Source organism: Sphingopyxis sp. H050 (genome assembly GCF_001468265.1).
In the GTDB taxonomy this organism is placed as follows: domain Bacteria; phylum Pseudomonadota; class Alphaproteobacteria; order Sphingomonadales; family Sphingomonadaceae; genus Sphingopyxis.
The window spans coordinates 155,243-168,013 of the sequence record NZ_LNRZ01000006.1 but is presented as its reverse complement, the minus strand read 5'-3'; the positions used below and the strand labels follow the sequence as shown (position 1 = coordinate 168,013).

General features: G+C 65.5%; 9 protein-coding genes. 8 read left to right on the top strand and 1 reads right to left on the bottom strand.

Features of this window, described 5'->3' with window-relative positions; genetic code table 11:
- From ATE67_RS13720 to ATE67_RS13680, 8 genes are all read left to right on the top strand, one after another.
- The gene (locus tag ATE67_RS13720; RefSeq protein ID WP_058817246.1) at window positions 1-3,390 is read left to right on the top strand and encodes a hypothetical protein; all 3,390 of its coding nucleotides are present in this window, start codon (window positions 1-3) and stop codon (window positions 3,388-3,390) included.
- On the top strand, window positions 3,381-5,891 hold the full coding sequence (locus ATE67_RS13715) for a hypothetical protein (RefSeq protein ID WP_058817245.1): 2,511 nt from the start codon (window positions 3,381-3,383) through the stop codon (window positions 5,889-5,891). The genes ATE67_RS13720 and ATE67_RS13715 overlap by 10 nt, the downstream gene beginning before the upstream one ends.
- A 16-nt stretch (window positions 5,892-5,907) precedes the next feature.
- Window positions 5,908-7,950, top strand: a complete 2,043-nt coding sequence (locus ATE67_RS13710) for a hypothetical protein (RefSeq protein ID WP_058817244.1) — start codon at window positions 5,908-5,910, stop codon at window positions 7,948-7,950.
- 85 nt (window positions 7,951-8,035) lie between these two features.
- A complete protein-coding gene (locus ATE67_RS13705; protein WP_058817243.1) occupies window positions 8,036-8,485 on the top strand; it encodes a hypothetical protein in 450 nt (149 codons plus the stop codon).
- On the top strand, window positions 8,482-9,090 hold the full coding sequence (locus ATE67_RS13700; protein WP_058817242.1) for a hypothetical protein: 609 nt from the start codon (window positions 8,482-8,484) through the stop codon (window positions 9,088-9,090). Before ATE67_RS13705 ends, ATE67_RS13700 begins: the two co-directional genes overlap by 4 nt.
- On the top strand, window positions 9,087-9,392 hold the full coding sequence (locus ATE67_RS13695; protein WP_197411956.1) for a hypothetical protein: 306 nt from the start codon (window positions 9,087-9,089) through the stop codon (window positions 9,390-9,392). Before ATE67_RS13700 ends, ATE67_RS13695 begins: the two co-directional genes overlap by 4 nt.
- Window positions 9,392-9,598: a hypothetical protein gene (locus tag ATE67_RS13690; RefSeq protein WP_058817240.1), complete on the top strand. Its 207-nt coding sequence runs from the start codon at window positions 9,392-9,394 to the stop codon at window positions 9,596-9,598. Before ATE67_RS13695 ends, ATE67_RS13690 begins: the two co-directional genes overlap by 1 nt.
- A 304-nt stretch (window positions 9,599-9,902) precedes the next feature.
- Complete coding sequence (locus tag ATE67_RS13680) at window positions 9,903-10,211, top strand: hypothetical protein (protein ID WP_197411955.1); 309 nt, start codon at window positions 9,903-9,905, stop codon at window positions 10,209-10,211.
- A gap of 200 nt (window positions 10,212-10,411) precedes the next feature.
- Here ATE67_RS13680 and ATE67_RS13675 read toward each other — a convergent pair whose 3' ends face one another.
- The gene (locus ATE67_RS13675; RefSeq protein ID WP_058817237.1) at window positions 10,412-12,688 is read right to left on the bottom strand and encodes an FdhF/YdeP family oxidoreductase; all 2,277 of its coding nucleotides are present in this window, start codon (window positions 12,686-12,688) and stop codon (window positions 10,412-10,414) included.
- Between the last annotated feature and the right edge of the window lie 83 nt (window positions 12,689-12,771).

Genomic DNA, 12,771 nt, shown 5'->3' with positions numbered 1-12,771 from the left:
ATGGCGAGCAGTCCGTTCGGCGCCTATGAAGGCGAAGAGATCGATCTGGCGCCGGTGCGCCCCGACAGCGGGGCGCCGTCGACGATCGGGCAGACCTATCAGGCCGCGCGCGAGTTGCAGGCCGCGGACAACAGCAATTATCAGGACCTGCTGTATGACGAAGCGTTCGGATCCACGCTTGCCGCGGTAAACGCGGTTCGTCGGCAACAGGGGCTGCCGATGTTTCTGCCGCCCTCGATGGGCAAGATCAGCCGCAACGTGCAATTGAGCAAGGCCACGCCGACGAACGTCTATGCCGCCGCCGGGATGCTCGAGGATGGTTCGCGCGAGCAGGTCGCCGATGCGCTGGTCGCCGAGGTGCAGCGGATCCGGCAGGCGCAGCCCGGCTTCCTTTCGGACCTGCCCGGAACGCGCGAACAGATCCTCGCCCCTTATATCGCGCGCGACCGTTCGCAGCGCGCGCGCGCGCGCGGTGTCATCGAACGCAGCGAGGGGGTCAGCGGCACGGCAGCGTCGATCGCCGGCGGCGTCACGAAGGCGATGGAAGATCCCTACAACATCATGACGATGCCGATCGGCGGCGGCGGCAAGACGGTGCTGGGGATCGCGGCGCGCGAGGCGCTGGTCGGCGGATTGACCGAAGTGCTGCAGATCCCGACCATGGCCGAAAATCGCGAGCTGCTCGGCGAGCAACTGACGGCGGGCGAAGCTGCACAGAATATTCTTTATGCAGCCGGCGGTTCGGCCTTCCTGTCCGGTCTGATCGCGGCGGGCGGAAAATATGGCGGGCGCGCGTTCGACGCGCTGACACCAGTCGAAAAGAAAATGGCGCGGGCGCTCGAGGCGGCGCAGATCACCTCGCCAACCCAGCTCGAGCGCGAGGTGATCGGTCAGATCCTTGGCGGCCTCGACGATGCCGACCTTGTCGGCTTGTCTCGCCAGGTCGGCGCCGGCGGCGATCCGAACGTCGCCGCCGGTGCGGCCGCGATCGGGCGCCAGGCGGAAATCGATGCCGGCAACCCCTATATTGCCGGGTCGGGCGACACCTATGCCGACCGGCTTTCGCTCGCGCTCGAGAGCGTGCTGCGAACGACCGAGATCCCGGACTATGCTGCCGCCGCCGCGCGCGCCGGTGGCGAACCGCCGCTTGGCGGCCGTGCCGCCATATCGCCGCGCGGGCTGGACGGCCCCGGCGGTCCGGTCAATCCCGAAGCGCTGAAGGCCGCCATCCGCGGGCCGGAGAGCGGCGGCGACGACGGCGCGACGAACCGGATGGGTTCGTCGGCGAGCGGGCGATACCAGTTCGTCGAGGGGACGTTCAAAAGCTATTACCGCAAAGTCTATGGCGGCGGCGCGGCGGCGGCCGATGCCGCTTGGAAAAATCAGCGGTTCGATGTCACGGTGCAGGAACGGCTGATGGATGCGCTGATCGCCGACAATGCGGCGACGCTGCGACGCGCCGGGATCGATACGACGACGGGCAACATGTACGTCATGCATGTCCTGGGCAGCGGCGACGGGCCGAAGATCCTGCAGGCCGCGCCAGATACACCGGTCGCGAGGATCCTGTCGGCCGAGGTCATCCGCGGCAATCCCGCCTATTTCGGGGGCGGCAAGTCGGCAAGCGAAGCGATCGCGGCGATGCACCGCGTCGTCGGCGGCCGATCTGCATCGGTGCCCGCGGGGCGTGGCGGCATGGGCGCCGACGCGGACGGGATAGGCGACGCTGCGCTGCTGCGCGACGAGGCCTTGCTGTTGAGGCAGGAAGCGGCCGCGATGAAGATCGCCGGCATGGACATGAGCACGATCACGTCGCGCAGCTTCGATCCCGACGAGATCGACGTCGACGCCGAGCTGATGCAGTTCAAAGGCGGCGGCGACGAATATGGCGTGACCGATCGCCTGCAGGGCGTCACGCAATGGAACCCGGTGCTCGCGGGGCGTGCGATCGTATGGGAAGCGACCGACGGACGCCGCCTGATCGCCGACGGGCATCAACGGCTTGGCCTGGCGAAGCGGATCCGCGCGCAGGATCCCTCGCAGTCGGTAGCGCTCGATGCGCTGGTGCTGCGCGAGGCCGATGGCTGGGACGCCGAAAGCGTGCGCGTTTGGGCCGCGCTCAAGAATGTCGCCGAAGGATCGGGGACGATGGTCGATGCCGCCAAGGTCATGCGTAGCATCGGCCCCGACCAGGCAATGCTTTTCCTGCCGCCGCGATCGGCGCTGGTTCGCGACGCCGGCGGATTGTCGCGCCTGGGCGACGATGCATTCGGGATGGTTGTCAACGAGCTGGTCGACCCGGGCCACGCCGCGATCGTCGGCCGCCTGCTGTCCGACCCCGGCGAGCAGAAGGCGCTGACCGACCTGCTGGTCAAGCTGCAGCCCGCCACGATGTCGCAGGCGGAGAGCGTCGTTCGGCAGGGGATCGCCGCCGGCTTTACGCGCGAGACACAGTTCGATATGTTCGGCGCCCTCGACAGCACGTCTTCGCTGTTCCTCGATCGCGCGCGGATCCTCGAGCGCGGCGTCGGCGAGCTGAAGAAGCTGAAGCAGGTTCATGGCGTTGCCGCGCGGAACGCGGACACGCTGGAAAAAAGCGGATCGAAGATCGACCGCGCGGCGAGCGAACAGGAAACGATCGACAATGCGACAGCCATCGACCTCATCCAGCGCCTCGCCTTCAGCGCCGGCCCCGTCAAGGACATCATCGACGCCGCCGCGGTCGAGCTCGCCGGCGGCGCCCGTATCGCCGGCGTCGTCCGAAAGTTCGTCCGCGACGTCCGCGCCCTCGACTTCGCGGCCCTGGCAAGATCCGGCGGCGACGCGATCGATGGTGGCGTTTCTGATGGAGCAGGACGCGCAGGCGATGCTGGCGATGCGGATGGCGGCCTACTCCCAAGCACAGGCTATTCGCGCGAGCCGGACGGCCTAGACGGCGGCTGGCCCCGCCGCGAGGAAATCGACAGCGATATCGAACGCGGCTTCGATCCGTTCGACCCCGACCAGGGCGCACTATTTGATGCGCCCGACAGCGCGGGCGCCAAGCTGCAGGCCGAGAGCCTTGAGCATGATCTGAAGGTTGCGGCCGCGCTCGACCTTGGCGAGGCCGCGGATCCGGCGATCGCCGCACGCCAGCGTCAGGAGCTCGAGCTGCGCGCCGGCGCTCCGCTGCGATCGATCGCCGATCAGGACGGCACGCTGGGCCTCGATATCTTCGACCGCGTCGACCAGGGCGAGCTGACCCTGCGCGCCGCAGCGGATGAAGCGGGGCAGCCGCGCTTCCTGGTCGACCTGGGCGACGGCGAGCCGGTCGAGCGCACCGTCGGCGATCTGCTCGACGAATTCGGCCGTGACGAAGCGGCAATCGATACGGTGAGAAAATGTCTCTAGCAGCCTGCATCCCCAATCTGCTTGCCAATGGCGAGATCGACGCACGCCAGGCCGACGAGATGCTGGCGCTGTTCGGATCATTGCGATCCGAATATCGCAAGACGATGGGCGACGAGGCGGCGGATGCGCTCGCCTCCACCCGCGCGCTCGAGCAGCTCGAGGTGACGAAGGCCGAGCGGAAGCGGCAGGCGTTGCTGCAGGTGCAGGGACAGCGCACCGCCTGGCTGGATATGCAGGTGTATGGCCGTGGGGCGGGCGGCCTCCGCGCAATCGACGACGCGGCGCCCGATCGGCTGGCGAAGGCGGGCGAGGCGCTGCTCGTGCGCAGCGAATATGCGCCGTACCAGAATGTCGAATATCTTTGGAAATCGGTGCGCGGGCAGGCCCACGCGACCATGTCGGCCGTGCTGCAGAAGCATAGCCGCGACCTGCTTGGCCGCGTGCGGAACAAGGCCGAGCTCGATGACATGGTGCGCGAGCTGTTCCAGCCAGGATCGACCGGCAACCTGTCGGCGCGCGAGCTGGCCGACGCCTGGCGCGAGGCGAGCGAAGCGCTGCGCCAGCGGTACAATGCCGCGGGCGGCCATATCGGGAAGCTCGAGGATTGGGGACTGCCGCAGAGCTGGGATCCCGACGCGGTTGCGGCGGCAGGCTTCGACCAGTGGCGCGCCGACATGGCGGCGACGCTTGATCGATCGCGGATGATCGACGGGGCAACCGGCGCGCCCTTCAGCGACGAGGCGTTCGACGCGGTGTTGCGTGATGTGTTCGACACGATCTCGACCGATGGCTGGGCACACCGCGACCCGGGAGGGCAGGCCGGCGCAGCGAGCATGGCGAACCGCCGGTCCGATCATCGTTTTCTGACCTTTGCCGACGCCGACAGCTGGATGGCGATGCAGGCGAAATATGGCGGCGGCGCCAGCGCGTTCGACACGATGATGGCGCATATCGACGCCATGTCGCGCGATATCGCGTTGATGGAGCGGCTGGGCCCGAACCCGACCGCGACGCTGAAATGGCTGGGTGACACGATCGAGAAGGATGCCAACCTGAAGGCGGCCGAGGGCGGCGCCGGCGCGAAAAAGCGCCGCGATGCTGCGTTCGCCGCACGGTCGCGGCTGCAGCGGATCTATGACGAGATCTCGGGGGCGAACCGTCGCCCGGAAAATCGGCGCCTTGCGCTCGGGTTTTCGACGCTGCGCAGCTGGCAGGTCGCGACCAAGCTGGGGTCGGCCGTGTTGTCGACGACGTCAGACCAGGCGACGCAACTGCTCGCGCGCCAGATGAACGGCATTCCGGTTGCGTCGCAGCTGTGGACGCAGCTGAAACTGCTCAATCCCGCGAACGCTGGCGATCAGGCGCTGGCGATGCGAATGGGGCTGATCGCCGAGGAAGCAAGCCAGATGTCGGCCTCGACCGCGCGCATGACCGGCGAGGAGCTCACCGGCGAATGGGCGCGGCGGTTGGCCGAAGGGACGATGCGGATCTCCGGCCTGGGCGCGGTCACGCAAAGCGGGCGCTGGGCGTTCGGCATGGACTTTCTTTCGCACATCACCGGCGAACGGGCGAAAGCCTTCGACCGTCTGGACCCTGCGTTTCGCGGCGCGTTCGAGCGTTATGGCATGGGGGCGGCCGATTGGGACAAGATCCGCGCAACCCCGTTGACCCAAGCGCGCGGCGCCGACTGGATCCTGCCCGAGGCGATAGGCGACCAGGCGCTGCGCGACCGCATGATGGGGATGATCCTGGCCGAAACTGATATGGCCGTGCCTGTGCCAGGGGTGGCGATGGGGGCGATGGTCAACAGCGCGCTGCCGAAGGGGACCATCCTGGGCGAGGTCGGCCGCACCGCGTTCCAGTTCAAGAGCTTCGCGGTCGGGCTGACCATGGCGCAGATGCAGCGCACCATGGCGCTGACCGGGTGGGATCGCGCACGTTACGCGGCGATGATGACGATCTATACCACCGTGATGGGTGCGGCCGCGCTGCAGCTGAAGGAGATCGCCAAGGGGCGCGACCCGCGGCCGATCTATGACAGCATGGATCCGGGCGCGACCGCGGCATTTTGGGGCGCATCGGTGCTGCAGGGGGGCGGCCTGGGCATTTACGGCGATTTTCTGCGGTCGAGCCAGTCGCGTTTTGGCGGCGGGATCAGCAGCGTGCTCGCCGGGCCCGCGTTCGCCACGGTCGACGCGGCCCTGGGGCTGGCTGTCGGGGAGCCGCTGAAGGCTGTTCAGGGCGAAAAGACGAACCCGGGCGCGGCGGCGATAAAGCTGCTCAAGAGTGAAACACCCGGCGTCGGATCGCTCTGGTTTACCCGGCTGGCGTTCGAGCGGCTGATGCTCGACGAGATGTCGGTGATGGTCGATCCCAACTATCGCGAGCGCTTCAAGCGCCTCGAGCGCTATGCCGCCGAACAGGGGCAGGATTACTTTTGGGCGCCGGGGGACTATTTGGAGGAGGTCCGCGCGCCCGATGTAGGGAACCTCGTCGAATAGGCGAAAGGTTCCCCGCATGACTGTCGGCGTCGACGCTGATTTCCGCATTCGCGAATATCCGGGCGATGACAGCGCGACCGCGCGGCCTGTCCCCTTCAAATTCCTCGCCGCCGACGATCTAAAGGTGACGCGCGTCAACGCCGATGGCAGCGAAACGGTGCTGGTCCGCGGGACCGATTTCACCGTCGCGGGTGCCGGCAACAGCGAAGGGGGCAGCGTCACGCCGCTGGCGCCGATCGCCACCGGGACGCTGTGGCGGATCGAGGGCGAAATGGCGCTCGATCAACCGACCGATTATACCGCGGGTGACGATTTTCCGGCAGAGAGCCATGAGCGCGCGCTCGATCGCGCGATGATCGCGGCGCAGGAATTGCGCCGCGACGCCACCGATACGGCCGTCCGAGCGCTGATGGTGCCGCGTGGCGAAATAGCGCCCACGTTGCCATCTGCTGCGGGACGCGCGGGCGGCTATCTCGCTTTCGACGCGGAAGGATTGCCTATCAGGGCCCCTGGGACGGGCAACGATCCCGATCTGCGCGGCCAGCTTGCATCGGCTGGGGGTGACGCGCTCGTGCTCACATCGCGCGGGGCGCTAAGCCAGGTAGTGTCGCGGTTGCCGTTGTTCATTGAAGATTATCGCGAGACCGGCATGTCGGACGTCGACACGCTCGAGGCCGCCTTTACCGCCTGGGTAGCGCAGGGCGGCGGCCTTTTGGTGGCGGGGGCCGGGCGAAGCTATGACCTCGGCACTGTGTCGCTGGGCTCCACCCCGATCCTGACCGTCACCGGGCTGCGCAATGCCGTTCTTGATTGGAACGGTGCCACGGTCACGATGGAAACGACCGCGAGCGTCGTCGCGATCGGGATTGAATTTGCCGACGTCCAGGATCTCGCCATCCGGAATGTGAGAGCCACCGATACAGGGTTCGATATCGATCAGACCTGGAAGGGCGCATTTGCCTTTTCCTTCAATGGTCAATCCAGCCCAAGCGAAAACATTTCGTTCGAGAATTTCAGTGCAGAGGAGATGCTTGGCCCATGCCTGTTTTACGGCGACAGCCATCGCATTTCGGGCGTCTCGTTCGGCTCCAATTGCAGGTTCAAGAACTGCTACTACGGCCCGTCCTTCCAGGAAAATGGCGATAATGTTTCGGGCGGATTTGCGACGGAAAACGCGCGCCGCGCCTACTTTGCTTACGGCGTAACCAATCATGACCTACATATTTCGGCCCATGATGACGGCGACGGACCTGCCACTGAATGCGCCTTCTTGATTAAGCGATATCAGCGCGATACGTCTGGTATCAAACTTGCCATCGCTCTCTCTGGGTCGCTCGATAAATATACCGAGCTGATCAATCTGGAGCATCAGCCGACCAGCGGCAGCGGCTACATTGGCGAAATCTCTCTGAACCTGCAGTTGTCCAGGGCCATCGAAGATAGCGCGGGCATCCCGCGGCTCGTGCTGCGCAGCTATACCGGCGGTTCGCAGGACTTCGGAGCAATCTCCAACGAGTGGGGCCCGATCAGCATCGATGGCAACTGGGGAACAGTCGCGGGTGCCCACGTAATTCAGTATGCATCGCCAGCCGTCGCAACTCCAATTGCCATAATGCCGGGCTTCTCAGGGTTCAACCAGCTGAAAACCTTCGACGTCAAGAATGCGCGGGTACGATATCGCGCCGACTCTGATGTGTTTTTCAAATTTGGCGACCTAACTTCCGGCAATATAGCTATCGCCTTGCCAGCGACGTCTGGGTTCATTTCCACATTCAAGGTCAAGATTTATGCAGAAGCCGCGCCGGGCGCCGCGTCGGGCCAGAAATCCTGCTATCGCGAGGACATAGTGGCGCTCTACAATCTCGGCGGCGGCGGGGGGACTGCGGTCGAGGGCGCGAACAACATCGCAAATTTTGCGCAAAACGGTGCCGCATTAACCCCAACCTACACCGGCGGGACAAATCAGCTGACGATCGCACTTGCAGGCGCGGATTATGCCGTGTCGACGGCCTATGCCCGAATTGAGATTGAGGCGATCAGTCGGGTGGCAAAACGGTGAACAAGCCTTTTCTCTTCTCAGAGCTGACCGCATGCGCCCATCCGACCGACGATCATGCCGATCTGATTTTCGGGGATCTCGCCGCATGATCTCCGCGGATCCAATCATCAAGGGGCAGAATATGATGAAGGCGGAGCCGTTCGGCCTGCTGTTCACCTATAGCGTGGCGGGCGCGGCGAGCGTGGCGGCGCCGACGGTCTATACCGTCGAGTTCGTGGGGGCGCTCGCGCTGGGCGGCTTTCTGGCCTTGTGTCATTCGCTGTGGAAATCGCGCGAGCGCAAGGCCGACGGGATCAACACCGCGCTGTGGGCGATGATCGCGCTGTCGGGGTCCATCGGGCTGGCGCTGTTCCTCGCCCCGGCGCTCGCCGGCAAGGTGGTGCCTGTGGTCGATATCGTCGTCACGACGCCGCTAGCCGCCTTCCTGATCGCGACGGGCGGGACGCCCTTTATCGAATGGCTGCTGACCGGCGAAGCCTTCGCCTGGCTGCGCAAATGGGGCGACAAGATCGCCGGAAAGGGGGGTGTGGCATGACGACGATCAGCGACGACGCATTCGTGCGGCTGTTCCAGGAACGGGGCGGCCTGGCGGTTATCGACGGCTGGGCCGGCAAGGACACGCTCGCCTTGCTAGACCAGCTGTTGCCGCCGCGACCGGGCACCGATCGCAATGCCGCGGTCGGCGAAATTCCCGAAAGCTATTGGCCGCTGCTCGCGAAGATCGAGAGCGGCAACCGGCCCTATGTCAAGGCGGAGAGCTCGAGCGCGTCGGGTCTCTACCAGTTCATCAAGTCGACATGGGAAGGCGAAGGCGGCCGATGGGGCAGCGATATGTCGAAAGCCTTTGGCGGCCTGCAGCCATCGACCGATGAGCAGCTGCAGCGCGTGAAGAGCTTCACCGGCAAGAACGCCGCTTACCTGCGCCAGCGTGGCATCCCGATCAATGCCGCTTCGCTGTATGCCGCGCATTTCCTGGGTGCCCTCACCGCAGCGTCGTTGATCGGCGCCGATGTCGGCGCGTCGGCCGAGGCGCTGGCAGGACCGGCGGCAACGCGCGCGAACCCGTCGATCCTGAAAGGGAAGACCGTCGGGCAGTTCCTGAAATGGCTGCACGCCAAAACCGGCGAGTGGGCGCGGTGAGCCCGCTGCCTACGGGTTGGACGGCGCGTGACTGGCGGAGTTTGTGGGCGGTGCTACTGCTCGGCGGCGGCGGCGTTGCCGTCACGATCCTCGCCTGGCGCGCGCTCGACAAGGTGGCCGAAAAATCAACATCGCCCTGGCCCGTCGCCTATTTCGCTTATGGCTGCCTTATCCTGATCGGTGTCGTGTTGGTCGGATTTTCTGCCGTTCTGGGCCGACGCACATTCAAATTCCGCGTCGGCGACAATGAGCTAGAGGCGACCGGCGAGGACGCCGAACGCGTGCTCGACAGGGTGGAATAATGCCGCGCTTCGTTTCCAGCATCCTACCGCAGCGACCGATCGCACAGCGCCAGGCCATCGCCGCCGCAGCCGTGCAGTCAGCCAGCGCGGCCGCTGTCGTTGAGGAAAAGGTGCTCGAGGTCGCGGCCGACCCGGGCACGGCGCTGGGCGAGCTGCTCGGAAATTACGAGGCGAGGATCCATGCGCTTGAAAACCCCATCCCCTGATCGCCGGAAACAGGGCGCAGGAGTCGATGAGCGGGCGTCGGGCCACATGGGTAGCTCTCGACACCCGAATGCGCCCAGTGACTCTTGAAACGTAAAATAGGGACTATTGCCATGTTTCCAAATCTGAAGGCGCTCTCGTGGGGGTGGAAAGTCGCCGGCCTTGTGCTGATCGCGATCGCGATCTTCGCGGGCTTCAGGAGCTGCACCGCCATCACCAACCACAAGACCGACGTCGCCGTCGACGCCGCCGAACAGAAGGGCGCGGCGACGGCGGCCGCGGCCGCCGCAACGAAAGGACTTGAAAATGTCGAGAAGGGGAATGCGGCTGCTGCCGCTGTCGATCGCGATGCCGATGCTCGCCGCGCTGGGTGCCTGCGCCACAGTCGGACAAAGCAAAACTGCTAAGCCGCCGAGCGATGTCAGCTGCTCGCTGTTCACGGCGATCAGCTATGCGCAGCTCGATCTCGCGCAGCGGGCGATCGCGCTGGCCGAGGGGCGGCCCGTCCAGGACGAAGGCAACGTGGCCGACAGCGACGAGACGGTGCGACAGATCGAGGCGCACAATGCCAAGTTCGATACGGTCTGCGGGAACCCGCTCGCGCCGCCAGGCTGATCGGCGCCATTCCGAATTTACCCCGCATCCGGGGCGTTTTCGGAATGTATCAACGATCTAAGTTGTTGAAAAATATCAGGTGATGCAAGCCTCATAACCTGAAGGTCGTAGGTTCAAATCCTACTCCCGCAACCAACACAAACCCGCCTTCCGCAAGGGATGGCGGGTTTTTCGTGTCTGGCTGACGGGATGGGGCGCTGTCAGGCCGCCTCTGCGCGGCGCAGCTTCACGGGAACCGATTTGTACGAGGGTGTCCCGCTCTTCCGGTCGTAATCGTCGAGCGCGATCAGGCCGTTCGCCTCGGGATAATAGGCCGCGACCGATCCGCGCGAGATAGCGTGCGCGAGCACGGTCTGGCCGGCGAGCACACGCCCCGATCCCGCGACGACATCCACTAGGTCTCCGTGCGCGAGTCCCATCGCCGCCAGATCCTCGGCATTGGCGAAAATCACGTCGCGGCGCCCGGTCACACCGCGGTAGCGGTCGTTCAGGCCATAGATCGTCGTGTTGTACTGGTCGTGGCTACGCACCGTGGTCAGCGTCAGCGGCGTATCGTCCTTGCCGTCATCCTCATCGACTCCCGGATGGACGAGGAAATGCGCCTTGCCGTCGGGGGTATCCCACTCGCGGTTCGACGCGCCGACGCGCAGGCGGAAGCCGCCGGGGGTGCGGATGCGGGCGTTGAAGTCGTAGAAGTCGGGGAAAACCTCCTCGATCTTGTCGCGGATACGATCATAGTCGGCAATCAGTCCGTCCCAGTCGATCCTTGCCTCCGGCACTGCGGCCTTCGCGATTCCCGCGACGATCGCGGGCTCTGATCGGAGGTCGGCCGAGGCCGGGTTCAGTTTGCCGTGCGAGGCGTGGACCATCGACATCGAATCCTCGACCGTCACCGACTGGGGGCCGTTCGCCTGCACATCGCGCTCGGTGCGACCGAGGCAGGGCAGGATGATCGTCTCGCCCGCGGTCAGCAGGCAGGTCCGGTTGAGCTTGGTGCAGATCTGGACGTTCAGGTCCAGCTTGCGGAACGCCGCGAAGCACGCCTCGGGATCGGACATCGCGACCGCCAGATTGCCGCCGAGCCCGATGAAGCCTTTCGCCGTGCCGTCGCGCATGGCCGCGATCGCCTCGACCGCATTATGCCCGTGCTTGCGCGGGCTGGCGATGCCGAACGCCGCATCGAGCCGCGCGAGGAATTTCTCGGTCGGCAGTTCGGTGATGCCGACGGTGCGGTCGCCCTGAACATTGCTGTGGCCGCGCAAGGGGCAAATACCCGCGCCGGGTTTGCCGATATTGCCGCGCAGCAGCAGCAGGTTCGCGAGCTGCTGGACATTTTCGGTGCCGTGACGGTGCTGGGTCAGCCCCATGCCGTAACAGACGATCACGCGCTCGGCCTCCCAATAGGTGCGCGCAATGCCTTCGATCGCGGCGCGCGTCAGCCCCGATTTGCGCTCGATCGCGCGCCAGTCGGTGCTCAGAATATCGGCCTTAAGCTCTTCATATCCAAGCGTATGTTCTGCAATGAACGCGCGGTCGAGATAACCCGCGCCGCCCGCGGCGACATCGGTCGCGTCGGCCTCGATCAGCGCCTTCATCATCCCCTTGAACAGTGCGGCGTCGCCGCCGATCCGCACCTGATGATAGGCCGACGCGATCGGCGTTGCGCTCAGCGTCACCATCTCGACCGGAGCTTGCGGATCCTGGAATCGTTCGAGCCCGCGTTCGCGCATCGGATTGACGACGATGATCGGCGCGCCGCGCCGCGCCACCTCGCGCAGCGTGCCCAGCATCCGCGGATGATTGGTGCCCGGATTGTGCCCGATACAGAAGACCGCATCGGCAAGCTCGAAATCCTCGAGCGTCACCGTGCCCTTGCCGACCCCGATCGACACCGGCAGGCCGGTGCTCGTCGCCTCGTGGCACATGTTCGAGCAGTCGGGAAAATTGTTCGTGCCATAAGTGCGCGCGAGCAGCTGGTAGAGAAAGGCCGCCTCGTTCGACGCGCGGCCCGAGGTATAGAATTCCATCGCATCGGGGTCGTCGATCGCGCGCATCGCGGCGCCGATCCGCGCAAAGGCCTCGTCCCACGCGATGGGTACGAAGCGGTCGCTCGTCGCGTCATAAGCGAGGGGATGCGTCAGGCGGCCGGCATCCTCCAGATCATGGTCCGACCATTGCCACAGCTCCCCGACGCTGTGCGTGGTAAAGAACGCCGGATCGACGCGCTTGGGCGTGGCTTCCCATGTGACCGCCTTCGCGCCATTCTCGCAGAACTCGAACGACGAGGTATGCTTGGGATCGGGCCAGGCGCAGCCGGGGCAGTCGAAGCCGTCGGGCTGGTTCATCTGGAGCAGCGCGCGCGTATCGGGGCTCGCCCCCATCTGTTCGCGCACCGCACGCGCGACCGCACGCAGCGCGCCCCAGCCGCCGGCGGGGCCAGGATAGGGTTTCACGCCTTGCGGCTCGTCGCTTGCCATGCCGGGTCCTCGAAGGTCGATGCCTCAGCATAGCGCAGTCGATCGCCCCGCGTCGATCAGACTAATGTATATTTGCGAACGGA